Annotated in this window: 20 protein-coding genes and 1 pseudogene; 11 read left to right on the plus strand and 10 right to left on the minus strand. The window is 70.6% G+C overall.

What is annotated here, in order from left to right; translation table 11 throughout:
* Complete coding sequence (locus FIF60_RS00625) at positions 1–972, minus strand: ABC transporter substrate-binding protein (protein WP_144182750.1); 972 nt, start codon at positions 970–972, stop codon at positions 1–3.
* The gene (locus tag FIF60_RS00630) at positions 969–2,495 is read right to left on the minus strand and encodes a M81 family metallopeptidase (RefSeq protein ID WP_144182752.1); all 1,527 of its coding nucleotides are present in this window, start codon (positions 2,493–2,495) and stop codon (positions 969–971) included. Before FIF60_RS00630 ends, FIF60_RS00625 begins: the two co-directional genes overlap by 4 nt.
* A gap of 94 nt (positions 2,496–2,589) precedes the next feature.
* On the opposite strand from FIF60_RS00630, the gene FIF60_RS00635 reads away from it, so the two are divergent.
* The gene (locus tag FIF60_RS00635) at positions 2,590–4,143 is read left to right on the plus strand and encodes an ABC transporter substrate-binding protein (RefSeq protein ID WP_158639008.1); all 1,554 of its coding nucleotides are present in this window, start codon (positions 2,590–2,592) and stop codon (positions 4,141–4,143) included.
* Positions 4,144–4,371: 228 nt separating this feature from the next.
* The gene (locus FIF60_RS00640) at positions 4,372–5,472 is read left to right on the plus strand and encodes a hypothetical protein (protein WP_144182756.1); all 1,101 of its coding nucleotides are present in this window, start codon (positions 4,372–4,374) and stop codon (positions 5,470–5,472) included.
* 12 nt (positions 5,473–5,484) lie between these two features.
* Here FIF60_RS00640 and FIF60_RS00645 read toward each other — a convergent pair whose 3' ends face one another.
* From FIF60_RS00645 to FIF60_RS00655, 3 genes are all read right to left on the minus strand, one after another.
* Entirely contained in the window at positions 5,485–6,603 is a 1,119-nt protein-coding gene (locus FIF60_RS00645) for an enolase C-terminal domain-like protein (protein ID WP_144182758.1), read from the minus strand.
* Positions 6,600–8,546, minus strand: coding sequence for a TRAP transporter permease (locus FIF60_RS00650; RefSeq protein ID WP_144182760.1), 1,947 nt, complete (start codon positions 8,544–8,546; stop codon positions 6,600–6,602). The genes FIF60_RS00645 and FIF60_RS00650 overlap by 4 nt, the downstream gene beginning before the upstream one ends.
* A 62-nt stretch (positions 8,547–8,608) precedes the next feature.
* Complete coding sequence (locus tag FIF60_RS00655; protein WP_158639009.1) at positions 8,609–9,595, minus strand: TAXI family TRAP transporter solute-binding subunit; 987 nt, start codon at positions 9,593–9,595, stop codon at positions 8,609–8,611.
* A 144-nt stretch (positions 9,596–9,739) separates the two neighbouring features.
* Between FIF60_RS00655 and FIF60_RS00660 the strand changes: the two genes are divergently transcribed.
* Positions 9,740–12,412 carry a cation-translocating P-type ATPase gene (locus FIF60_RS00660; RefSeq protein WP_204251039.1) on the plus strand — a complete coding sequence of 891 codons (2,673 nt, stop codon included), beginning with the start codon at positions 9,740–9,742 and terminating at the stop codon, positions 12,410–12,412.
* Positions 12,413–12,419: 7 nt separating this feature from the next.
* On the opposite strand, the gene FIF60_RS00665 is transcribed toward FIF60_RS00660, so the two are convergent.
* The gene (locus FIF60_RS00665) at positions 12,420–13,172 is read right to left on the minus strand and encodes a glucose 1-dehydrogenase (protein ID WP_144182764.1); all 753 of its coding nucleotides are present in this window, start codon (positions 13,170–13,172) and stop codon (positions 12,420–12,422) included.
* Positions 13,173–13,351: 179 nt separating this feature from the next.
* Here FIF60_RS00665 and FIF60_RS00670 point away from each other — a divergent pair, with 179 nt between their 5' ends.
* The 6 genes from FIF60_RS00670 to FIF60_RS00695 all read left to right on the plus strand — a co-directional run bounded on the left by FIF60_RS00670 (position 13,352) and on the right by FIF60_RS00695 (position 19,242).
* Positions 13,352–14,671 (plus strand): ABC transporter substrate-binding protein, encoded by a 1,320-nt coding sequence (locus tag FIF60_RS00670; protein WP_144182766.1) that lies wholly within the window; start codon positions 13,352–13,354, stop codon positions 14,669–14,671.
* 64 nt (positions 14,672–14,735) lie between these two features.
* A complete protein-coding gene (locus FIF60_RS00675; RefSeq protein WP_144182768.1) occupies positions 14,736–15,638 on the plus strand; it encodes a branched-chain amino acid ABC transporter permease in 903 nt (300 codons plus the stop codon).
* Complete coding sequence (locus FIF60_RS00680; protein WP_144182770.1) at positions 15,638–16,579, plus strand: branched-chain amino acid ABC transporter permease; 942 nt, start codon at positions 15,638–15,640, stop codon at positions 16,577–16,579. The genes FIF60_RS00675 and FIF60_RS00680 overlap by 1 nt, the downstream gene beginning before the upstream one ends.
* On the plus strand, positions 16,576–17,367 hold the full coding sequence (locus tag FIF60_RS00685; protein ID WP_144182772.1) for an ABC transporter ATP-binding protein: 792 nt from the start codon (positions 16,576–16,578) through the stop codon (positions 17,365–17,367). The genes FIF60_RS00680 and FIF60_RS00685 overlap by 4 nt, the downstream gene beginning before the upstream one ends.
* The gene (locus FIF60_RS00690; protein ID WP_144182774.1) at positions 17,354–18,016 is read left to right on the plus strand and encodes an ABC transporter ATP-binding protein; all 663 of its coding nucleotides are present in this window, start codon (positions 17,354–17,356) and stop codon (positions 18,014–18,016) included. The genes FIF60_RS00685 and FIF60_RS00690 overlap by 14 nt, the downstream gene beginning before the upstream one ends.
* Positions 18,017–18,126: 110 nt before the next feature.
* Positions 18,127–19,242 (plus strand): NADH:flavin oxidoreductase/NADH oxidase, encoded by a 1,116-nt coding sequence (locus FIF60_RS00695; RefSeq protein ID WP_204251040.1) that lies wholly within the window; start codon positions 18,127–18,129, stop codon positions 19,240–19,242.
* Between the two features lie 60 nt (positions 19,243–19,302).
* Here FIF60_RS00695 and FIF60_RS00700 read toward each other — a convergent pair whose 3' ends face one another.
* Complete coding sequence (locus FIF60_RS00700) at positions 19,303–20,253, minus strand: TAXI family TRAP transporter solute-binding subunit (protein ID WP_144182776.1); 951 nt, start codon at positions 20,251–20,253, stop codon at positions 19,303–19,305.
* 137 nt (positions 20,254–20,390) lie between these two features.
* Here FIF60_RS00700 and FIF60_RS00705 point away from each other — a divergent pair, with 137 nt between their 5' ends.
* Positions 20,391–21,290 (plus strand): LysR family transcriptional regulator, encoded by a 900-nt coding sequence (locus FIF60_RS00705; RefSeq protein ID WP_158639010.1) that lies wholly within the window; start codon positions 20,391–20,393, stop codon positions 21,288–21,290.
* A gap of 19 nt (positions 21,291–21,309) precedes the next feature.
* Here FIF60_RS00705 and FIF60_RS00710 read toward each other — a convergent pair whose 3' ends face one another.
* The 3 genes and pseudogenes from FIF60_RS00710 to FIF60_RS22350 form a co-directional block, all read right to left on the minus strand.
* Positions 21,310–22,464, minus strand: coding sequence for a helix-turn-helix transcriptional regulator (locus FIF60_RS00710; protein ID WP_158639011.1), 1,155 nt, complete (start codon positions 22,462–22,464; stop codon positions 21,310–21,312).
* Positions 22,465–22,588: 124 nt separating this feature from the next.
* Positions 22,589–22,951 (minus strand): LysR substrate-binding domain-containing protein, encoded by a 363-nt coding sequence (locus FIF60_RS22345; RefSeq protein WP_239451425.1) that lies wholly within the window; start codon positions 22,949–22,951, stop codon positions 22,589–22,591.
* A gap of 14 nt (positions 22,952–22,965) precedes the next feature.
* Positions 22,966–23,427, minus strand: a pseudogene (locus tag FIF60_RS22350) (LysR family transcriptional regulator); the annotation flags it as partial.
* 89 nt (positions 23,428–23,516) lie between these two features.
* On the opposite strand from FIF60_RS22350, the gene FIF60_RS00725 reads away from it, so the two are divergent.
* On the plus strand, positions 23,517–24,269 hold the full coding sequence (locus FIF60_RS00725) for a Bug family tripartite tricarboxylate transporter substrate binding protein (RefSeq protein WP_239451448.1): 753 nt from the start codon (positions 23,517–23,519) through the stop codon (positions 24,267–24,269).
* The last annotated feature ends 131 nt before the right edge of the window (positions 24,270–24,400 follow it).

Raw genomic sequence — 24,400 nt, forward strand, 5'->3', positions numbered from 1 at the left:
TCAGAGGTCCAGCGTGTCGGGGTGGAAGAGCTCTTCCGGGGCGAGCGCGCGACCGATCAGCCCGTCATCCCGCGCGGCCTCGATCATCGTTGCGAGCTCGGCGCGGTTGCGCGCGAAGCCGTAGGCCCAGGGGTCGGGGCCCATCAGCGCGCGCGTCTCGGCCCAGTGCTCTGCCGCCCAGGGGAGTGCGACGCGAAGCACGTTGACCTGCGCGAGCTCCGCCTCGGCCAGCCGTTTCGCTTCCGAGAAGGCGCGGACGAGCGCGCGCGGCAGGCCGGGGTTGGCCTCGGCCACATCCTTGCGGATGGCGATGCAATGCATGATCGGGAAGAAGCCCGTCGCGCGGAACCAGGCCGATTCGGCGCCGCGAACGTCGGCGAAGAGCCGCGCCACGGGCGCCCCCTTCTCGATGCAGGGCGGCGGGCGCGGCCCGACATAGGCGTCGATGCCGCCGCTCGCGAGAAGCGCATCGAGCGTCTCGCCATTCGCGATCGGCGCGAGGTCATGGCCGGGGGGAAGCGACAGGGCGAGGCGCTCGTCGATGCCCGGCTGGACGAGTCCTCCGGTGCGCCAGCGTATCGTGCGCGTATCGACGCCGTGTGCGGAGCGGAGGATCGCGCGCACCCAGAGCGCTGCCGTCATCTGGTACTCGGGGACGCCGATGGTGCGGCCCGCGAGGTCCTCCGGCCGCGTGATGCCGCGATCGGTGCGGACAAAGATCGCGCCATGGCGGAAGGCGCGGCTCGGCCAGATGGGGATCGCGGTATAGGCCGCCCCGCCGCGCGTCGTCGTCAGGATGTGGCTCGACATCGAGAGTTCGGTGACGGCGAAGGCGCCCTCGCGCAACGCGCGGCGGAAGATCGTCTCCGGCTCGCCCGGCTCGAAGGCGAGATCGGCCCCCTCGACCGCGACGCGCCCGTCGATCAGCGGGCGCGTACGATCGGTCGCCACGCAGGCAAGGGTGAGCCTCACGCCGGGACCGACCAGGTCATGCCGGGGTCGAGCGGCCAGATCGGTCGGGGAACGTTCCGGTAGGGAACGCGCGTCAGCACCACCGCGGTCAGCCCGGCAACGTCCACCTCGACGATCGCCTCGCGGGGGAAGATGTCGTCGAAGCCCGCACGGAAATGCCCGCGGCTCTTGACGACAAGGCTGCGCACCGAGCGGAGGTCGATGCCGAGATGCTCGAGCATCGCTGGCTCCGCACATTGCTTGCGCAGGGAGACGACGATGACGCGGATGCCGCCGAGGCGCAGAAGCGCCGTTGGCCCGAGGCTCACGCTTCGCCCCTTGTAGATGCCGCGGCGGCCGATGATCTCGCCGTCCGACAGGGCCTCGACCACCGCCTCGGCCTCGAAAGGCTGGCTGAACTCTTGGGTCTCTGCGGAGTTGAAGCGGGCACGGATCGTCGCCCCCTTCCCGGCCTTGTGGGCCTCTGCCGCGAGAGGCGGGTCGTTGTGGATGCCGAACACCGCGCCCTCAACCCCCGCAGCATAGAAGGCGCGCAGGATGAAGGGCGTGTTGCCGCGCCCGCCCCCGCCGGGGTTGTCGGCGACGTCGGCGAACAGCAGCGCCTGGGCGGAGGGGTCCTTGCCCGCCTTCAGGGCCATGGCGGTCGCGTCCTCGAGGCTCGTGAGCCTGATCGAGAAGCGCTCGCGCATCGCCCAGAGCCGCGCGGCGATTCCCCGCGCCACAGCCTTCGCGCGCTCGGCGTCGCGCCGCGCCGTCACGATCACGCTCATGCCGTTCTTCGGCGTGTCGCCGACGGAGAAGCCCGAGACGACCGAGACGTCGAGGATCTCATGGTCGAGCAGGCTCTGCACGTAGGCGATGATGTCGGCATAGGGGCCGCGATCGGTGTTCTGGCTCGTCGCGGGGGGGATGAGCGGCAGCTTCACGAAGGCGGCCTTCGGCTTCATGCCGCCGAGCATCGCGCGCATCGCATTCGCCGCATCGATGCCGCGCTCGACCATGTCGACATGCGGGTTGGTGCGGTAGCTGATCAGCATGTCCGACTGCTCGACCATCGCCGCCGACACGTTGGCGTGCAGGTCGAGCGTGCCGATCACCGGAACGTCCGGCCCGACGATGGCGCGAACGCGCGCGATCAGCACGCCATCCGGGTCGAACTCCTTGGTCGCTGTGGCGGCACCGTGCAGACAGAGATAGACGCCGTCGAGCGGCATCGCGGCGCGAAGCCCGGCCTCGATCTTGCCGAGGATCTCGTCGAACACCGCCTGCTCCACCGGCCCCGAGGCGCCCGCGGAAGCGGCGATGAGCCACACGGGCTGCCACGGCCCACCGTCCTTCATCCCGTTGAGGAAACCGGTCAGCCCCGACGGCGCGCGCGGGTTCGGCCGGGCGAGGTCGGCGGCAAGGGCGTCGCCTTCGAGCCAGCACGTGGCCTCGAACTCGGACCTGGGGGCGGGGGCGGCGTGGCCATTGCTTTCCAGCATGAAGGCCGCGAGCGCAATCTTGGGTGGTGTGTTCGGCATGGCGCGCATGCTGCTGCGGCGGCGTGCTTTGCGCAACCGGGCGAAACCGGCATGATCGCCCTGCCCACCGGGCAACATGCGAGGGAGGATTGCGATGCGAAGGGTGCTTCTGGCCGCCGCGGCCGCATTGGCGATGACGGGAACCGCGCAGGCACAGAGCGTCACGCTCGGCACGAAGCTCGAGCTCAACACGCTCGATCCGCATTTCTTCAACGGCTTCCCCCCTGCCTCGAGCCACAGCCAGATCTGGGACAGCCTCACCTGGCAGAACGAGAAGCTCGAGCTCGAGCCGGCGCTGGCCACCGCCTGGCGCAACCTCGACGAGAACACGTGGGAGTTCACCCTGCGGCAGGGCGTCACCTTCCATGACGGCACGCCGTTCACGGCAGACGATGTGATCGCGACCATCCGGCGCGTTCCGACCGTGCCGAACTCGCCCTCGCTCTTCACCTCCTTCACCCGGACGATCGCTTCCGTCGATAAGGTGAACGACCACCTCATCCGCATCCGCACCTCGAGCCCGAACCCGCTTCTGCCGCTCGACCTCTCGCGGGTGTTCATCATCGCGGCCAAGGACGCGGAGGCGACGACGAGCGAGTTCAACGCCGGCCGCGTGAATGGCACGGGCCCCTATCGCTACGCCTCGTGGACGAACGGCGAGCGGCTGGTGCTGCGGCGAAACGATGCCCATTTCCGCGGCCCTGCACATTGGGAGCAGGTGACGGAGCGGGTGATCGCGCGCGACCCTTCGCGTGTCGCCGCCCTCCTCGCCGGCGAGGTCGACGCGATCGACCTCGTGCCGACGGGCGACAAGCCGAGGCTTTCGCAGGACAGCCGCTTCACGCTGTTCGCGGGGCCTGCGGGCGTGGTGCACTACATCGCGCTCGACAGCGCACGCGAGATGAGCCCGCATGTTGGGGCGAAGGACGGCCAGCCGCCGCTGGCGCGCAACCCGCTGCAGGATGCCCGCGTGCGTCGCGCCCTCTCGCTGGCGATCGACCGCACCGCCATCGCCGAGCGGCTCATGGAAGGCAGTGCCACGCCCGCGAGCCAGTTCCTGCCGCCCTCGTTCCCAGGCACGAGCCAGCGCCTGAAGCCCGACCCTCTCGACCTCGCCCAGGCGCGACGGCTGCTTGCCGAGGCAGGCGTGCCGAACGGGTTCCGCCTCGCCTTGCACACGACGACCGACCGCTACCCCAAGGACAGCCAGATCGCCCAGGCGGTCGGGCAGATGTGGACGCGGCTCGGGCTTCAGGTATCGGTCGAGGGCGTGCCGGGCCAGGTGTTCTTCGGCGCCGCCACGCGGCAGGAGTTCTCGGCCTTCATCGCCCAGTACGGCACGGCGGAGGCCTCCGAGGGCCCCCGCGCGGTGATCCACACCAATGACGCCACGAAGGGGCTCGGGGCGGCCAACCGCACGCGCTACTCGAACCCGGAGGTCGATGCGCTGATCGTCGCCGCCCTTGCCGAGATGGACCCGGAGAAGCGCATCGAGAAGGTCGCCGCCGCAATCGATGCCGCCTTCGCCGACCAGGCGCTGATCCCCGTGTTCCACCCGACCTGGGACTATGCCGCCCGCAAGGGCATCGTCGTCGTGCCGCGGCCTGAGAGGCGGTTCAACGCGCTGATGCTCCGCCGCGAGGGCTGAGCCCGGCCGGCGCGCTCGCCGGCGACCTCACGCGGTTTGCAGTGGCACGGGCCCGGCTGCCCGTGCTGCACTGCACCGCGGCCGTATCCCGAGCGGCGCCCCCCGCGCGAAGGGGTTATGACCCCGCGCACACGCGCTGGAAACATTTTCGGGCTTATCTCCGGTGTCATGACGCTGGAGGCGGCAGGCATGGTGGCGGCATCGAGGCGCAAGAGGGCGCGACCCTGGATGATCCTGGCGGCGGCGGCCGCGGCGCTCGGCGCCTGCGCCGCGCCCGTGCCCGACGCCGCGCCGGAGCCTGCCACGCCGCTCATCGCGGTGCCGGGCCTGACCGTGACCGAGAGCGCACCAAGCCGTGCGGTGCTCGACATCGCCGCCGTTCCGGGGCTCACCGAGACGGGCCGGCGAAGCTATGCCCGCTTCCTCACCTACCCCGCGCCGCGCGCCTTCGCCCTCGGCGGCGATGGTGGGCTTGCCTGGGCAGCCAATGCCCGCAGCACCGAGGAGGCAGAGCGGCGGGCGCTGGCCCAGTGCCGCACCGCCAACGGCGGCCGCCCCTGCCGCCTCTACGCGGTCGACCAGGATGTCGTGTGGGAGGGCGCCCCCGCCGGGCCCGGCGAGACGCTCTCGGTCGACGCCGAGGGGTGGCGGCTCGTCAGCCCGCCGCGCTTCATCCGCCACGGGCGCGAGGCTGCCGGCACCATCCTCTGGACGCATGGCCGAGGCAGCGACCCGCGGCACGCCGCAGGCACCGAGCGGTCGCCCATGCCGCTTCCCTTCATCCAGCGCTTCAACAACGCAGGCTGGGACGTGTGGGTACTGGAGCGCGACCCGTTCCATGACGTGAACTACGACGGGGTGCTGTCCTTCGCCGACGCGTCCCTCCGCGTCGCTGCCCGTGCGCTTCGGCATGCGGGATACCGCCGTGTGGTCGCTGCAGGCCAGTCGGCCGGCGGCTGGGCGGCGCTCGCCGCGCTCGACACGCCAGGGCTGCTCGACGGCGTGGTGTCGGTCGCGGGCGCAGGGCTCTACCAGCCTCCGCCAGGCCAGGTCGGCACACTCGATTTCGCCGCGCTGCTCGAACGCATGCGCGACCGCGAGGCGGCCGTGGTCGTCGCCACCTTCGACGGCGACCATCTTCTCCCCTGGCCTGGGCGGAGTGCTGCCATGCTTCGCACCGCGCTCGCCGACCGGCCTGGCCCGTTCCTGCTGATCGACCGGCCGGACGGGCTCGTCGGACATGGCGCGGGCGCGGAGCCCGGCTTCAACGACCGCTACGGCGCGTGCATCGTCCGCGCCGTGGCGGAGCGCGACGCGCGGAACTGCTGACAGGCTGGGCTGCTAGCCTCGTTCCGCCACGGTATCGGCGGCGAGCGCGGCCTCGTCGAGCGCGACGCCGAGGCCAGGCGCCATCGGCACGTGCACCGCGCCATGGATCACCGGAAAGGGCTCCGCCGTGACATCGCGCGCAAGCACGAAGCGCGGCATGTAGAACTCGCAGCCGAGCGACATGTTCGGGCTCGCCGCGATCACCTGCGCCGCGGCGGCAAGCGCGATTCCGCCTTCCCACAGCGTTCCGCCATAGGTCGGCATGCCGGCCGCGGCGGCAACCGCATCGGCCTCGCGCGCGGCGAGGAGGCCGCCTGCCTTCATCAGCTTGACCGAGACGCAGTCTGCCCAGGCGCCGCGGGCGCAGGCGAGCATCTCGTTGGCGTTGTAGACGCTCTCGTCCGCCATCACCGGCGTTGCGAGCGCGGCGGCGAGCGCGGCGAGCGTGGCTTCATGGCCGCGCGGCACCGGCTGCTCGATGAAGCCCAGGCCCAGCTCATCGAGCGCGCGGCACACCCGCATCGCCTCGTGCGGCGCAAGCCCCTGGTTGAAGTCGGCCCGGATCTCCGCCTCGGGCACCACCTCCCGGAGATGGCGCAGGCGCTCGAGATCGGTCGCAGCGCTCGCGAAGCCGGTCTTGACCTTGAAGGTGCGCACCCCGTCATTCGCGAAGGCCATCGCCCGGTCGAGATCGGCGTTGAAGTCGGGGTCCGCGATCGAGAAGGAGAGCCGGATCGTCTCGCGCACGAGGCCGCCGAGCAGCGCGTGCACGGGCAGCCCGGCCCGCTTGCCCGCGATGTCCCAGAGCGCCATCTCGACGGCCGCGCGCGCCTCCGGGTGCCCGGCGAGCGCATGCGCCATGCCGCCCGCGATCGCCGAGATGCGCGCGGGGTCGGCGGCGATCAGGACCTGGCGGATGGGGCCGTCGAGCGCCGCGGCGGTCGTGTCCGCGGTATTGCCGAACGGCGCCCAGGGGGCGGCTTCGCCAAGGCCCGTGAGACCGTGGTCGGTGTCGATGCGCACGATGACGCGCGCGACATGGGCGGCGATGGTACCGCTGCCGTGCGCCCGCGCCATGGCGATGGCGCTGTCGATGCGCGTGATGCGAAGCCGCGCGATGCGGTCGGTCATGCTGTCCTGTCGCGGGTGGTGAAGAGGGCGGGAAGGAAGGCCATCATCGCGAGCGTACCGAAGCCGAGGGCGAGGCGGATTTCCTGCGGCAGCATGTGGCCGAAGGCGACGAGGGCGCCCATGGCAACGGCGAGTGCGGCGGCCCACAGGGCAAGCGGCGCGCGCAGGTGACGCGCGAAGCCGGCGCCGATCAAAGCGAGCGCTGCAGCGAGAAGCAGCGTTTCCTCGACGATCGTCAGGATGCTTCCGCGCAGCATCACGCCCTGGTCATAGATGAAGGCATAACCGACGACGAAGCCAGCAAGCGCGAAGCGGAGCGCGTGCAACCCTGTCGCGAGCGGGTTCGCGCCCGCAATGGCCGCTGCGGCGTAGGAAGCCACGGCCACGGGCGGCGTCGCATCGGCGAGCACGGCGAAATAGAACATGAAGAGGTGCGCCGAGAGCAGATCGACGCCGAACTCGCGCAGGATAGGCGAGCCGAGCGCGGCGGTAATGATGTAGGCGGGCGTTGTCGGCACGCCCATGCCGAGCACGAGCGCCGTGATCATCAGCAGGATGCAGAGCAGCGCGAGGCTTCCCCCTGCAAGACCCTTCACGATGCCACCGAAGGCGACGACGAGGCCGGTGACGGTCAGCGCCGAGGTGATCACGCCCGCGCCGGCGACGGCGACCGCAAGCAGGGCCATGGTGGCCGCGGCGCTGGTGAGCGTGTCGATGACCGTGCGCAGGCTCATCCGCGTCCGCGACGTCAGTGCGGCCGCGATGACCGAGGCGACGATCGCGGCGAAGGCAGCGAAATTGCCGGACCAGCGCTCCATCAGAAACCACACGAGGACGCCGATCGGGATGACGAGGTGCGCATCCGCCGCCACCTCGCGCCAGGTCGGCACCTCGTCGTCTGCCATCGCGGCGAGCCCCAGGCGCTTGGCCTCGAAATGCACGGAGACGAAGATCGCGAAGTAGTAGAGCACCGCGCCGAGCGCCGCGGCGACGATGATGTCGCCGTACGGGATCTGCGTGATCTCGCTCATCACGAAGGCCGCCGCACCCATCACCGGGGGCATCAGCGCCCCGCCCGTGCTCGCCGCCGCCTCGACGCCGCCGGCGACGGCGGGGCGGTAGCCGAGGCGCTTCATCATCGGGATGGTGATCGCCCCGGTCGTGACGACGTTCGAGACGGTCGAGCCGCTCATCGTTCCGAACAGGCCCGAGGTGATGACCGCGACCTTGGCAGGCCCGCCCGCATAGCGCCCGGCGACCGCGCTGCCGAAGGTGGAGAACAGCCGCCCCGTCCCCGAGCCCTGCACGAAGGAGCCGAACAGGATGAACATCGCGATGGTCGAGGCGACGATCCCGGTCAGCGGCCCGTAGATGCCCCCGACGATGGGGACGATGTAGCTCGTCTCGACGATGGCGGGGATGTCGAAAGGCCGGGTGTTGAAGATGCCCGGCATCCACTGACCGAAATACATGTAGGCGAGGCTCACCAGGACGATCACCGCCAGCACGGGCGCCACGGCGCGGCGGATGGCCTCGAGCAGGAGCAGCATCATTCCGAGACCAAGCCAGAATTGCAGCCCCGTCAGCGGATCGATGAACTCCATCCGCGCATTGATCTCCTGCGCGTGGATGAGGATGTAGAGGCTTGGCGCGACGCAGGCGATGGCGAGCACCCAGTCGAGCACGCTCGGCCGGTTCGCCGGGCTGCTGCCTGGCCGCGCGGGGTAGAGCAGGAACACGAGCGGCATGAGCGAGGCGAGATGGAAGCCGCGCATCTCGAGCGGATCGGGCACCCCGAGGATCGCGCGCACCCAGTTGCCGATGCCGAGCGTGCGCGCGAGCAGTTCCATCGCGCTCGCGCCGCCGAGCCAGAGATGGCCGAACGCGACGAGCGCGGCATAGCCCATGACGAGGACCCCGATGGGGCCCGTGAGCGTGCGCATCCCTGGCGACGACCGTCAGGCGTGGCGGAACGGGGCGGGGCGAAACCCCCGCCCCTGCCGCGTCACATCGTGCAGCCGGCTTCGGCGAAGGCCCGCTTCGCGCCCGGATGGATCGGCGCGCCGGGGTACTTGCACGCGACTGCGGGGTTGAAGGCGGCCATGCTCGGGTGGATCGCGCCGAGCCTGTCCTTGTTCTGGATGAAGGTGCGGACCATCCGGTACACCGCCTCGTCCGGCAGGGTGGTCGGGACAACGAGCACCGTGTCCATCGTCGTCACCGGGATCTCGGCCGTCTGCATCGGCGCCGGATAGGTTCCCTGCGGGATCGTTCCCTGGCTGAAGCCGTAGGTCTGGCTGAGATGGTCGCGCACGTCCTGCGGGAAGGCGACGAGCGCGCCTTCGCGGCGGCTGCGCTGGATCTCGTTCACCATCGCCGCGGGCCGCGCGAGCGCGACGTAGACGTAGTCGACCTGGCCGTCGATGAACGCGGCGGCGATGTCGCTGTAGCTGCCCTGAACGACGCGGCCGCCATCGCCGCGGATCTTGTCGAAGCTCGTGCCGAGATGGCGCAGGATGTAGATCAGCGTCAGCGTGTCCGACGAGGTCGATTGCGGCGCGCCGAGCCGCAGGCCCTGCATCGTCAGGATCGACTTCATGTCGGTCGGGCCACCATCGCCGCGGCGGATGAAGTGGTGCTCCGTCGGCGAGTAGCCGACGCCGATATGGGCGATCTTGTCGTGCGGCGCACGATAGGGCTCGCCGCCCTTGACGGCCGTCGAGACGAGGAAGTCTAGGCCGAATCCGATCTGGCTCACGCCGTTCTGGACGCGAGTCGGGTTGCCGAGGCCGCCGCCCGGAACCACGCGGATCGTCAGGCCCGGATTGTTCTCCTGGATCATCGCCGACAGGCCGGTCGCCATCGTGTACCAGCCGCCGCCGAGCGCGCCGGCGACCATCTCGTAGGTCTGCGCTGATGCCGCGCCCGTGAGGCCAAGGACACCGACGGCGCCGGCCAGAAGGCCGCGCCGCATGATTGAACCGAAGCCCATCGCATCGCTCCCCGTCCGCATGAACCCTCACAGCATGATGAGCCCGCGCCGCACGCTTGTCACGTCCCGATGGCGCATCGTTTGATGCGTCGCAACGCTCCCGCCTCCCCCACTGCGGAGGATGCGTGCGCCAGGGAGAACGGAATGCCGGGACCTGTCGACGACACGCGGCCGCTGCCGCCGTGGCATGCGATGCCGATCGGCGATGCTCTCGCGCGGCTCCACGTCGCCGAGAGCGGGCTTGCTACCGCTGAAGCCGCTGAACGGCTGCGCAGCGAGGGGCCGAACAGCCTCACCGCGGCGCCGGGGCGCTCGGCCTTCGCACGCCTTGCCAGCCAGTTCGCCAACCTGCTGATCGTCGTGCTGATTGCCGCCGCAGCCATCGCCGCGGCCGTGGGCGACCTGAAGGACGCAGGCGTCATCCTGCTCGTCGTCATCGTGAATGCCGCCATCGGCTACGTCCAGGAGGGCCGCGCCGAGCGCGCGCTTGCGGCGATCTCCTCGATGCTTGCGCCCCAGGCCACCGTGCTGCGCGACGGGCGTCGCAACACGGTTCCCGCCGAGCAAATCGTCCCCGGCGACGTCGTCGTTCTCGAGCCTGGCGACAGCGTGCCGGCCGACCTCAGGCTGATCGAGGCACGCTCCCTCTCGATCGAGGAAGCGGCGCTGACAGGGGAATCGGTTCCTGCCTCGAAATCGACCGGGCCCGTGGCGGCCGAGGCCCCGCTCGGAGACCGTGCGTCCCTCGCCTTCGCCGGAACGATCGTCGCCGCCGGCGCCGGGCTCGGGCTCGTCGTCGCGACGGGCGACCGGACGGAGGTCGGTCGCATCGGCACCGCCATGCGCCAGACCGCCGCCCCGACGACCCCGCTCGTCCGCCGCATGGCGGAGTTCGCCCGGCGGTTGACGGCGACCATGCTTGCCGTCGGCCTCGCAGCCTTCGCATGGGGCGTGTGGGTGATCGGCATCCCGCCCGCGGAGATGGCGTTCGCATCCGTCGCGCTCTTCGTCGCCGCGATCCCGGAGGGGCTGCCGACCATCCTCACCGTCACGCTCGCGATCGGCGTGCAGCGCATGGCCGCTCGCCGCGCGATCGTCCGCCGCCTGCCCGCAGTCGAGGCGCTCGGCAGCATCGACACGATCTGCACCGACAAGACAGGCACGCTGACGGCAAATGTCATGACCGTGCGCGCCCTCGTCACGCCGGAGGCGCGCTTCGGCGTGACGGGAGACGGCTACGCCCCACGCGGGGCGATCGAGGACGGATCGGGCCGCGAGGTGACGTTCGAGCTGCCCGACGGCGTCTCGCGCCTCGCCCGCGCCGCCGCGCTCTGCAACGACGCAGCGCTCGAGCACCGCGACGGCCAGTGGTTCGTCGCGGGCGACCCGATGGAGGGTGCGCTTCTCGCCTTCGCGGGAAAGGCAGGCGTGGAGGGAGCGCGAGCCGCCTGGCCGAGGCGCGACGCCATTCCCTTCGACCCCGCGCACCGCTTCATGGCGACGCTTCACCATGACGGATCGGGCGAGGCCTTCCTCGTCCTCAAGGGCGCGCCCGAGGCGGTGCTCGCCCGCTGCGACGACACGCCGGCCGACATCGAGGCGACGGTCGCGTCCCTCGCCGCCGACGGCATGCGCGTCATCGCCTTCGCCGAGCGCCGCCTGCCGGAACGCACCGCCGCGCTGGCGATGGACGATGTCACGGGAGGGCTCGGCTTCCTCGGGCTCTGCGGGCTGATCGACCCGCCCAGGCCTGAGGTTTTCGATGCGGTGGCGGAATGCCGCGCCGCAGGCATCACGGTGAAGATGATCACCGGCGACCATCCTGAGACGGCTGCGGCGATCGCCCGCGCGGTCGGGATCGCCGACGCGCCGCGCGCGATCGCGGGTGCTGCGTTCGAGGCGCTTGCCGAGGCGGACAGGCCGGCCGCCGCGGCGGGGCACGACGTGTTCGCGCGGGTGAGCCCGCTCGGCAAGCTCGCCCTCGTCGAGGCGCTTCAGGCCAGGGGCCACACGGTGGCGATGACAGGCGACGGCGTGAACGATGCGGTTGCGCTCAAGCGCGCCGATGTGGGCGTTGCCATGGGCCGGGGCGGAACCGAGGCGGCCCGACAGGCGGCGCAGATCGTTCTGGCAGACGACAATTTCGCCACCATCGCGGCAGCGACCCGCGAAGGCCGCCACATCTACGACAACCTCAGGAAGGCGATCCTGTTCCTGTTGCCTGTCAATGGCGGGGAATGCCTCGCGGTGCTGCTTGCGATCGTCCTCGGCGTGGCAATGCCGATCACGCCGCTGCAGATCCTCTGGGTGAACATGGTCTCCTCCGCGCTGCTCGCGTTGAGCCTCGCCTTCGAGCCGGAGGAGCCCGACGTGATGACCCGCCCGCCGCGGCCGCGCGGCGAAGCGCTGCTCGACCGGTTCCTGGTCTGGCGCGTCGCGCTCGTCTCGGCGCTGTTCCTCGCGGGCATCTACGCGATGTTCCACGGCATGCTCGCCGCCGGCGCGAGCCTCGAGACGGCGCGCACGGCCGCGGTGTGCGCGCTCGTCGCGATGGAGACCTGGTATCTCTTCTCCGTGCGGTTCCTGCGCGCGCCCTCGCTCACGCTCAGACGCGCCTTCGGCACCCGCGCGGTGTGGCTGTCGCTCGCCGGCGTATTGGTCTCGCAGGCGGCCTTCGTGTGGGCGCCGCCGCTTCAGGCGCTGTTCGACACGCGAAGCCTCGATCTCGTCACGCTCGTCCTCGCGGCGGTTCTCGGTGCGACGGTGTTCCTGCTTCTCGAGCTCGAGAAGGCGCTGTTGCGCAGGAGGCGCGCCTGATCCCTGCTCAGGCCGTCCTGCCGCCGTCGATCGGCAACAGGATGCCGGTGACAAAGGCGGAGGCCGGGTCGGCAAGCCACACCGCGGCGTTGGCGATGTCTGCCGGCGTGCTCATCCGCCCGAGCGGGATGGTGGAGAGGAAGCGTGCGCGATTCTCTGGCGTATCGGGCATGCCCATGAAGTCCTCGAGCATTGCCGTGGCGCCGATCACGGGGCAGATCGAGTTCACCCGGATGTTGTCGGGCGCGAGTTCCTGCGCCATCGCGAGCGTGATCGTGTTCACCGCACCCTTCGAGCCGTTGTACCAGGTGAGCCCCGGCCGGGGCCGGATGCCGGCGGTCGAGCCGACATTGATGATCGACCCGCCCCGCCCCTGCTTGCGCAGCAGCGGCACCGAGGCCCGCGTCATCCAGTAGATGCTCTTGACGTTGACGGCATAGACACGGTCGAACTCCGCCTCCGTCACCTCGAGAAGTGGCTTGTTCCGATGCGTCGTTCCGGCGTTGTTCACCACGATGTCGAGCCCGCCGAAGGCAGAAACCGCGCGCGCGACCATCGCCTCGCAATCGCCGCCGCTGCTGACATCGCCGCCGATGGCCACCGCCGTCGGCCCCAGCGCGGCGGCGACGCTGCGCGCCCCCTGTTCGTTCATGTCTGCCACGATCACGCGCGCGCCTTCCGCGACATAGGCCTGGGCGATGCCCGCGCCGAAGCCCGATGCCGCCCCCGTGACGATGGCGACCTTACCCTCGAGACGCATCGCTTCGCTCCCCGCCCTGTTTCGCTTTCTGCGGCCAGGACGCTAAAGCGCGTAGGGCAGGTGCAGCAAGGCCTTGGCGGAAGGCGGTCTTCGGGCTAGGGAATCACGGGAAGCGGCGAGAACGGCCGCGCTCGAGGAACGGCGTGTTCCGCCGTGGAAAGCAAAGGGAGAACGACGAGATGCGTCTCACACGCCGCGCCGCGCTTCAGGCCGCTGCCGCCGCCCCGCTCGCTTCGCCATTCATCCTGCCGCGCAACGCGGTTGCGCAGCAGAAGCCGAGCGAGCTTCGCCTCGGCATCTCCACCTTCCTCTCCGGCCCCGCCTCCGTGTTCGGCGTGCCCGGCCGCAACGCGGCCGATTTGATCATCGAGCAGTTCAACAGCTCGGGCGGCATTGGCGGGGTGCCCCTGCGCAGCGTCGTGATCGACGAGGCCCCCGGCGTCGACTTCCTGCTCGGCGAATGCCGCCGTCTCGCCCAGAACGAGGGCGTGGACATGATGCTCGCCTCGATCTCCTCGGGCTCGTGCCTCGCCGTCGCGCCACTCGCCGAGCAGCTTCGCATGCCGACGATCCTATGGGATTGCGGCACGCAGCGAATCTTCGAGGAGAACAGCTACCGCTACTCCGTGCGCACGCAGGCGAACGCGGTGCCGGAGATCGTCGCGCCGCTTCTCTACCTCATGCGCGTGAAGCCCGATTTCCGCACCCTCGCCGTCGTCAACCAGGACTATGCCTGGGGCCGCGATTCCTGGGCGATCTGGAAGGCGGCGATGGACGCGATCAAGCCGGGGGTGCGCGTCGTGGCCGAGCTTTTCCCCCGCTTCGGCGCGACCGACTTCTCGACCGAGATCACCCGCCTGCAGGCCCTGCGGCCGGACGTGATCCTGTCGACGAGCTGGGGCGGCGAGCTCGACACCTTCGTCCGCCAGGCGGCGGAGCGGCGCCTCTTCGAGCGCTCGACCTTTGTCCTGCCTCTGGCGGAGAGCTCGCTCGAGCGCGTCGGCAGGACGCTGCCCGAGGGCGTCATCGTGGGCGCGCGCGGCGACCACTGGTTCCTGCACCCCACGGCGCGCGACGGCGAGCTCCTGAAGAACTTCACCCAGTCCTATCGCCAGCGCTTCAACCTCTACCCGATCTACCCGACCTTCCACATGGCGCAGGCGCTCTATGGCATGAAGGCAGGCTACGAGAAGGCGATCGCCGCGAATGGCGGCAGCTGGCCCTCGCGCGAGCAGGTGATGGATACGATGCGCGGCCTCGAGTTCCAGCACCTGACGGGAACGATGAAGATCCGCGATGACGGCCAGGGCCTCGAGCCGATGCTGATGGGTGTCACCCGCCATGTCGAGGCATACAACTTCCCGGTGCTCGACCAGATGATCCTCTATCCGCCCGATCTGACGATGAACCCGACCGGCACGAAGGGGCTCGACTGGGTGCGCCTGCTGACCCCGGCGGCCGTGCAGCGCGCGCCGGCGCCCATCGCCTACCGCGCCTGACCGTGCGGCCGGGCATTCCGACACCGGAGCGGGGGGGCAGCGATGCCCCCCCGTTTGCCGTGCCGTGACGCTCCTTCTTCTCCTCGCCGTCCTCGACGGCCTGGCCTACGCCGCGCTCGTCTTCATGGTGGCGGTCGGGCTCACGCTGGTGTTCGGCGTGCTGCGCGTGCTCAACGTCGCGCACGGCTCCTTCTTCGCGATCGGCGCCTATGTGGCGGCGACGCTCGGCACGGCTGCGGCGGCCACGGCCGCTGCACCGGTGCTGGCCCTACCCGTCCTGCTGATCGCTGCCATCCTCGTCGGCGGCGTGCTCGGGCCGCTCGTCGAGAAGCTGCTTCTGTCACGAATCTACGTGAAGGACCACGTGCTCCAGCTCCTGGTCACCTTCGCGCTCTTCATGATCCTCGAGGACGTGCAGAAGCTGATCTGGGGCGTGCAGCCGATCTTCCAAGATGCCGCGGTGAAGGCGCTCGGGCCGGTCGAGGTCGGCGACATCGTCTACACGCGCTACCAGCTCTTCCTGCTTCCCGGCGTTGCGGCGACGACGCTGGTCGGGCTCATGTGGTTCCTCCGCCGCACGTTGACCGGGCGCGTCATCGTCGCCGTGACGCAGGACCGCGAGGCTGCGACGGCGATGGGCATCGACGCGCAGCGCGTCTACCTGCTCACCTTCACCTTCGGCACGATGCTCGCCGCCCTCGGCGGGGCGCTGGCCTCGCCGACGTCGAGCCTGGTTCCGGGCGTCGGCGTCAACATGATCGTGCTGTCCTTCGCGGTGGTGGCGACCGCAGGCCTCGGGCAGATCGAGGGCGCTGCACTCACGGCCCTGCTGATCGGGCTCGGCCGTTCGGTCGCGGTGTATTTCGCGCCGGAGTTCGAGGTGGTGATCCCCTACATCATCATGGTTCTGGTGCTGCTGGTGCGGCCCTACGGCATCTTCGGCTCGCCGGAGCTCAGGCGCGTATGATGGGTCGCTCGCTCACGCTGCCGACGCTGCTCGGTGTCGCGCTGCTGATCGGGCTGGCGGCCAGCGCGCCGTGGCTGAAGTTCGTCTTCACCATCGCGCTCGCCAAGGGGCTCGCGGTGCTCGGCATCCTGCTGCTTCTGCGCGCAGGGCAGGTGAGCTTCGGGCATGCGCTCTACGTGGCGGTCGGCGCCTACACGGTCGCCTTCGCGCGCCCGACGGTAGGCGACGTGCTACTGCTCCTTCCGCTCGCGGTCGGCGCAGCGACCATCGTGGGCCTGCTCGTCGGGCTGTTCGTCGCGCGCTACCGCGACATCTTCTTCGGCATGCTGAACCTCGCGTTCAGCATGGTGTTCTACTCGCTTCTCGAGAAGCTCTACGCGTACACGAGGGGCACCGATGGCATCCGCGTCATCCCGCCGACCATCGCGGGTCTTGCGTTCGAGCGCGTCTCCTACGAATGGGTGATGCTCGGCTTGTCGTTGGCGCTCGCGGTGGGGCTCGGCTTCCTGGCGCGGATCTTCCTTGCCTCGCCCCTCGGCCAGGCGCTGCCGGCGATCAAGGCGCGCGAGACGCGGCTCGAGTTCGCGGGCATCTCGGCCAAGCGCGTGCTCCTCGTCTCCTACGTGGCTTCCGCAGCGCTCGCGGGCCTCGGCGGCGGCATCATCGCGATGACGACGCTGCACGTGACGCCTCTTCTTGCCTATTGGACGCATTCGGGAGAGCTCGTGTTCATCGCCATCCTCGGCGGCGGCGGCGCGGTGCTCGGGCCCTTCCTCGGCGCTGCGGTGTTCGAGCTCGTGCGGGTCTATGCCGCGGCTGCCTTCCCCGATGCCTGGCAGATGATCCTCGGCGCGGTTCTGCTCGGCATCATCCTGTTCGCCTCGCGCGGCCTGTGGGGCATCTACGAGGACCTCACGACCAGGCGGGCGGCGCGACCATGAGCGCGCTTCTCTCCGCCAAGGGGCTGAAGATCGCCTTCGGCGGCGTGAAGGCCGCCGACGGGATCGACCTCGACATCGCCGAGCGCGAGTTCGTCGCGATCATCGGGCCGAACGGCGCAGGCAAGACCACCTTCATCAACATGACTACGGGCTATCTCCGCCCCCAGGCCGGCAGCATCACCTTCGACGGCACCGACATCACCGGCCTTCCCCCGCGCCAGATCGTCCGCCGCGGCATCGCCCGCAGCTTCCAGATCCCGCAGCTCTTCACCGAGCACACGGTGATCGAGAACGTCGCACTCAAGGTCGCCGCGCATCGCGGCTTCTGGCACGCGTTTCGCCCGCTTCTCGACCGCGAGACGACGGCCGCGACGATGGCGATCCTCGACCAGTTCGGCCTCCGCTCCGTCGCCGAGGCGCGCGCGACGGAGCTCAACGAGGGCACGCGCAAGCTCACCGACATTGCCATGGCCATGGCGCTCGAGCCCCGCCTGCTTCTGATGGACGAACCAACCTCAGGCGTCGCCAGCGCGGAGAAGTTCGGCATCATGGACACGCTCGTCGCCGCGCTGCGCGCGCGCGGTGTCACCGCCGTGTTCGTCGAGCACGACATGGAGGTGGTCGAGCGCTATGCCGACCGTGTCGCGGTGTGGAGCCAGGGCAAGATCCTCGCCAGCGGCCCGCCGGCGGTGGTTCTAAACGACCCTGCCGTGCTGCGCGAGGTGATCGGCGTCGAGGTGAAGCACGCGGCGGGTGCGACCCCAGGGAGCGGCGATGCTCACGCTTGATGGCGTCGACGTCTCGATCGCGGGCACGCGCGTTCTGCGCGGCGTCTCGTTCTCCATCGCCGAGGGGGCGCGCGTCGCGCTCGTCGGCCGCAACGGTGCGGGCAAGACCACCACGTTTCGCGCCATCATGGGCCTTGTGCCGATGACGGCGGGCCGGATCGGCTTCGACAATGCCGACCTCGCGCGCGTGCCGGCGCACAGGCGTACCGCCATCGGCATCGGCTACGCGCCGGAGGAGCGGAAGCTGTTCCCGACCTTCACGGTCGAGGAGAACCTGCGCCTGCCGGCCGAGGTCCTGAAGCTGCCGCGGGACGAGATCGGGAGGCGGCTCGAGAAGGCCTACGCCATCCTGCCCGAGGTGAAGGACTTCGCCGACCGCAAGGCGGGCGGGCTTTCCGGCGGCCAGGGCAAGATGGTCGCGTTGGGCCGTGCGCTGATGGTGGGCACCAGGCTCGTTCTGCTCGACGAGCCGTTCCAGGGCCTCGCGCCTGCACTCGCGAAGCGCTACGGCGAAGCGCTGCTGCGGCTGCGCAAGGCCGAGCCCGGGCTTGCCGTCCTGATCAGCGAGAGCAACCCCGATCTCCTGAAGCCGATGGTCGACACCGCCTTCCTGATCGAGCGCGGCGAGGTCAGGCCCACGGCGCTCTGACCGGCCTGCTCGTTGCGCCAGCCGATTGCCCCTTGCGCCGCGCCCGACGACACTGAACCTTTCGGCAGCGCCGCGAGGCGCCCTGCCCTCCCGCCGAGGACCTCACCCGCATGAATGAGACCGCCCGCCGCGTGCATGTGCGCGACCCGCGCCCGATGCTGTTCCGCCCCATCGAGTTCCGCTCCGTCACCGCGCGCAACCGCATCGCGCTCTCGCCGATGTGCCAGTACTCCGCGGAGGACGGCATGCCGAACGACTGGCATGTCCAGCATCTCGGCGCGCGGGCCGCGGGCGGCGCGGGCATCGTCATCACCGAGGCGACGCATGTGGCGGCCCACGCGCGCATCACGCCCGGCTGCCTCGGCATCTGGTCGGACGAGCATGTGGCGGCGCTCGCGCGGCTGACGTCGGTGATCGCGCGGATGGGGGCGGCGCCGGCGATCCAGCTCGCCCATGCCGGCAGGAAAGCCTCCGTCACCGTGCCGTGGGAGGGAACCAAGCCCATTCCGCCGAGTGAGCCTCAGGGCTGGGTGCCCGTGGGCCCGACCGACACGCCCTTCGGCCCCGGCCACACCGCGCCCGTGCCGCTCGACGCCTCAGGCATCGCCGCGGCAGTGGAGGGGTTCGCCGCCGCCGCCCGGCGCGCGCGCGAGGCCGGGTTCACCATCGCCGAGATCCACGGCGCGCACGGCTACCTGATTCACTCCTTCCTCTCACCCCTCTCCAACACGCGGAACGACGTCTATGGCGGAGACCTGAAGGCGCGGGCCCGGTTCCTGATGGAGGTGGTCGATGCCGTGCGCGCCAACTGGCCGGACGAGCTGCCCCTCTTCATCCGCCTCTCCTGCACGGACCATCTGCCGGGGGGCCTGACGATCGAGGACACGGTGACCGTGGCCCGCTGGCTCAAGGCGCGCGGCGACGTTGACCTGGTCGACTGTTCCTCCGGCGGGGTGAACCCCGACAGCCGCCCGCCCTCTGCCCATCCCGGATACCAGGTTCCCTATGCCGAGGCGGTGCGTGCCGGCGCGGGCATCGCGTCGGGCGCGGTCGGGCTGATCGGCTCGGGCGACCAGGCGGCGGAGATCATCGCCAACGGGCGGGCCGACCTCGTGCTGATCGGCCGCGCGATGCTGGCCGACCCGGCCTGGCCGCTGCGCGCGGCGAAGGCGCTCGGTGCGCAGATCGACTGGCCCGCGCAGTACGAGCGGGCGAATTTCGTGTGAGGGACTGAGGCCAGCACGCCGCCGGCCGCCTGGGCGCGGAGCGAACCGCCCAAACGCCACTCACGCGGGCACGGCGATGTCAGGAACCGTTGCGCCGGCTTCGCGCAGCGCACGTGCCGCACCTGGGTGGAAGGCAAGCACCTGGTTGGCTCCCGCATTCGCCGCGCGGGTGCCTGCGGCGATCGGCGCGATCTCGCGCACCGGATCGCTGGCCGAGAGCACCGCGCGGGTGATCGCATAGGCCTCGGCCTCCGGCAGCGCCGCATTGGCGATGACGAAGTTCCACGCGGCAAAGCTCGCTACCTCGTCCGGCTGGCCGCGATAGGTTCCGCCGGGCACGACGAGCGGCGACAGATGCGGCAGACGCCTCACCACCCCGGCGGCGACCTCTGCACCAGGACCGATGATGACCGCCTCCGCCGCATCGGCGACCGCCGCGATTGCGGGGATCGGGATGACCGCCCCTTGCCAGAGCGCATCGATCTCGCCGCTCAGAACGGCACGGCTCAACGTGGCGCTGTCACCCGAGACGATCTCCGACGAGATGCCGGCAACCCCGGCGGCGGCGCGGAAGAAGGTCTCGGCCGGTCCACGCGCGGGCCCGCAGCCGACCTTGCGGCCGGCAAGGTCGGCAAAGCGCGTGAGCCCCCGGCTGGCCAGTGCAACGGCCATGAAGCCGGTCAGGTACATCGGGAAAAGAGCCCGGATCGCGCGGTGCCGCCGGCCGCCGGCAGCTTGGGTGCCGTTCAGGGCATCCACGACGCTGCCGAGGAAGGCTGTGCCGATGGCGTCGGGTTCATCCTCGACGCGGCGGAGGTTTTCGAGGCTGCCCGCGCTCTGCCGCACCTCGAGCGCGATGCCGCGCGAAGCGGCGAAGCGGGCGACCGCCTCGCCGTAGGGCAGGAACGCACTGCCGGGCCCTGCGGTGTAGAAGGGGCGCCCCGCCTGCGCACGTGCGGCGGGAGCGAGGAACACAGCCGGCGATGCGGCGAGCAGGCTACGGCGGCGCATGGGCGTTTCCTTTCACATCCACAATGGACGACAGGGTTGTTCGCTGCTTCGCCTCATGTCAAAAAGATTATGATGAAGGCACGATGCCATAATTCGAATGCATGGCACCACGCGGCAAGTGCCGATGGTCGCTCCGCATGAACTGGGACGGCCCGAACCGTGGCGCCATCCCGAGCCTGCGCGAGCTCGAGGTGCTGAACGCCGTCCTGCGCCATGGCAGCGCCGGCGCCGCGGCGCGTGCGCTTCGCGTCACCCAGCCTGCGGTGTCACGTGCGCTCGCCTCGCTCGAGGCCAGGCTTGGCTGCCGGCTTTTCGACCGACGCGCCAATGCGCTGCTGCCCCGGCCGGAGGCGCTCGAACTCGATGCGGGGGCGCAGGCCATCATCGGCGCGCTCGGCCGGCTCGTCAGCGGCGTGGAGGCAACGCAGCGCGCACCGCTGACGCTGGTGACCACCACGACCCTGGCGCAGGCCTTCCTCGCACCGCGCCTGCCCGCCCTGATGAGCGGCTGGCCCGAGCTCGCCCTCCAGGTCGAGATCGCGAGCAGCACCGCGGTGCTGACCGCCGTCGCCGATGGCACGGCCGATCTCGGTATGCTCGACCAGTTCACCGGCCATGCGAGCCTCTCCGCCGTGGCGCTGCACCGGGGCGCGGCGGCGGTGGCCATGCAAGAGGGGCACGCCCTGGCATCCGAGCCAACGGTGAACCTCGCGGCGCTTGCGGCCGTGCCACTGGTGGCGCTGCCGCGGCGCTTTCCGTTGCGCGCAGCGCTCGACCGCGCATTCCGTGCCGCCGGGCTCGTGCCGCATGTCGTGCTCGAAGCCGCCACGAGCCTGTTCGCCGCCGAGATGGTGCGGGCGGGCGTCGGCGTTGCCGTTCTGAACCCCTTCCCGCTCGCGGCGCATGTTCCGGGGCTCGCGTTCCGGCCGCTCTCGGTCGAGATCATGCTCGACACTGCCCTGGTTCTGCCCGGCGGCGCGCCGCCTTCCCCGCTGGTCGCGCGGCTTGTGGCGCAGCTCGCCGGCCCTGCGGCGTGAGGGTGCTGTCCAGGCGACGCTAGCTCGGGGCCCGCTTCGTGCCGCCGCCTATCAGGAGGCGCACGAGTTCCGCCTGCCGGTGCGTGCCGGTCTTGTCGAAGACGCGCTGGAGATGGGTCTTCGCCGTGGTGAGCGAGATGCCCAGCGCTCCGGCCGCAGCGCCGAGCGTCTCGCCATTGGCGATGCGCAGCGCGAGGCGCGCCTCTGCCTGGGTGAGGCTGTATGCGGCGCGAAGCGCGTCGGCGGTGACCGTCGGCGCGTGATCGGCGAGGCTCACGATCAGCATGACGCGCCGCGCGCTGGCGGTGAGCCCGCCCTGCGGCCCGTTCGCGCCAACGGGCCTGATGGCGACCGACAGGGGCGAACCGCCCCGGCGGCGCAGCAGGACCGGCCGCTCGTCGTACACCCAGCCTGACGCGTCTCCGGCAGGAACCGATGCCTCGGCAACACGGCGTCGCAGCATATCGGTTTCGTAAGGCGTGCCGGCGTGCAGCCCGTCCGCCGCCTCGCGAAGCCCGTCCTGGGCGTCGAGCAGCCCTCGTGCAGCCTGGTTGGCGAACCGCAGCTCGCACTGTGGTCCGACCAGGAGGATCGGCGAGGGCATCTCTTCCAGGACGTGGCGAAGCGCAGCGAACTCGTCGGCCAGCGTGGCGACGCGCAGGCTCGTTCGAAGGGCCCGGACCAGATGCGGCACGAGAGGTGCGAGCCGCCCGGCATCGGGCTCGCCGAACCTGCCGAACCGGACGCTGCGCGAGAGCGTCAGCGTCGCGCTCGTCGGGCCGGCCTCGAGCATGTTGGTCACGAGCGTCGTCGCGCCGCCGTAGAAGTTGCGCGACTGCCCCAGGTCATCGAGATAGGGGTTGCTGCGTGGCAGGCTCATCGCGGCGACCTCGGCATCGGAGAACACCACGCCGGTTGCCGGAAGCGACGAGCCCTGCGGCGGAAAGCGCACGCCGGCGTAATGGCCCGCCCAGGCGCGGCGGGCCGTCACATGGTCACCGACCGAGAGGCCCGCGGCGCGTCGGCTCGCGCGTTCGAGGGTGAAGATCGAGGCGCCTGCCGCGCCGACGAGGTCGGCAAGCTCTCCGAGCACCGAGGGCCAGAGGGCCGGCTCGAGCGCGGCCTTCTCGATCGCGTCGATCAACCGGCCGGGGGCGGCAGCGGGTTCGGCCATGTGCGCCATCCTGTCGCCGGCGCGCCAGCGTCACGCCGGGAAGCGTTCGGAGATGAAACGACAAGTCGGGGCCGAAGGCAATTGAACAGGGCGTGCGAAACAGGTCGCTTCCGACGGGACGGGGTCATGCGCCGCTCGATGCGGAGGCCGAAACGATGTCGGGTGCGACGATAGCGCAGCGGATGAGAGCCACGAAGTTGCGCGATGCCGACGACCCCGGCTCGCGTCGCGTCGCAAGCCTGAGCGGCACCGTCGGCCGGTCAGGCGGCGCCAGCTCGCAATAGGCGACGCCGTCCATGTGCACGCGGTGCATGGAGGCAGGAACGATGGCGATGCCGAGACCAGCGGCAACCAAGCCCAGTGTCGAGGTGATCCGCGGCGCCTCCTGGCCCAATCGCGGCGTGAATCCGGCTCTGAGGCATGCGCCGAGGGTCGCGTCGAACATGCCTGGGCCATCCGCCCGCGCGAAGGCGATGAAGGTCTCCACGGCGAAGTCGCGCAGCGGCAGCGGTGTCGCGGCGGCGGCAGCGGTGTCGCGGCGGCGGCAAGCGGGTGAGCCGCCGGAACGGCAGCCATCATGGGCTCGTCGAGCAGGGGATGGACCGCAAGTCCAGCGTCTGCCGGCAGTTCCGCGCGAACGAAGGCGGCATCCAGCCGCGCCTCCGTCAAGCCCTGCACCGCCTGCCGGCTCAGGCACTCCTCCAGGATGACCGTGACGCCGGGCAAGGCGTCCCGGAACGCCCGGACGACCCCAGGCACGAGCGGGTGGAACGGTGCCGTGTGTGCCACGCCGATGCGCAACTGGCCTTGCTCGCCGCGGGCGACGCGTCTCGCCTCGCGCTCGGCCTGTTCGAGGCGTTGGAGGACCGCGCGCGCTTCCTCGAACAGGAACCGCGCGCTCTCGGTCAGCTCCACCCCGCGCGGCTTGCGGCAAAACAGCTGGAACCCGAGATACGTCTCCATCGCCTTGATCTGCTGGCTGAGCGGCGGCTGCCGCGTGCCAAGCCGCTCGACAGCGCGCGCCCGCGCTCGAGCGCGGTGTCGGCGTGGCCGTGCGCGTCGAGAACCATGTGGGTGCCAGTGGCAACGATGCGACGCGGCTGGTCGTTCGGGCGGCTCCGGACGGCGGAACGCTCCTGCTCTGCGCGCCGGTGAACGCGATCGAATTCCGGGACGACATCGTGCCGGTAGCCGGCATTGTGCGCGTCCCGCTCATCATCGAGGTGCATCCCTCTGTTCCGGCGGTGTCCATCCCGGAATTGATCGCCCATGCACGCGCGAACCCCGGGCAGCTGCGCGTCGCCTATGCCGGCAGGGGAACGCCGCAGCACGTGGGTATCGAGCTGTTCCAGCACATGGCCGGCGTGCGGCTTTCGCTCGTCGCCTATCCGGGCTCCGCGGCAGCGCTCGACGACCTTCTCCGGGGCGCGGCGGACGCGATGTTCGACCCCGCACCTTCCTCCATGCCGCATGTCCGCGCCGGCCGGCTGGTTGCGCTGGCGACCACGGGCCCGACCCGATCCACGTCGCTGCCCGGCGTGCCGGCGGTCACCGAGTTCCTGCCGGGCTACGAGGCCGGGTCCTGGATGGGCCTTGGCGTGCCCCGACAGACCCCGCCCGATGTGGTGACCTGGCTCAACCAGGCTGTGAACGAGGGACTGAAGGACGTCGAGATCCGGCGCGCGCTCGATGCGCTCGGCGCGGAGCCGATGCCGGGCTCTCCGGCCGAGTTCGCCAGCTTCATCGCCACCGAGACCGCCCGCTATGCGGACATCATCACGCGCGCCGGCATCCGGCGCGGATGAGGCTTACGGTCCGGCGGCTCGCACGTTGGAGGGTGGAGATCAAGGCGCCTGCCGCGCCGACGAGGTCGGCGATGCCGCCCAGGGCAGAGAAGGCGCTCGGCCCCCGAGCGGGAGAGTTTTGCTTGAGTTCG

Origin of the sequence: Elioraea rosea (genome assembly GCF_007644105.1) — a bacterium.
GTDB lineage: Bacteria > Pseudomonadota > Alphaproteobacteria > Acetobacterales > Acetobacteraceae > Elioraea_A > Elioraea_A rosea.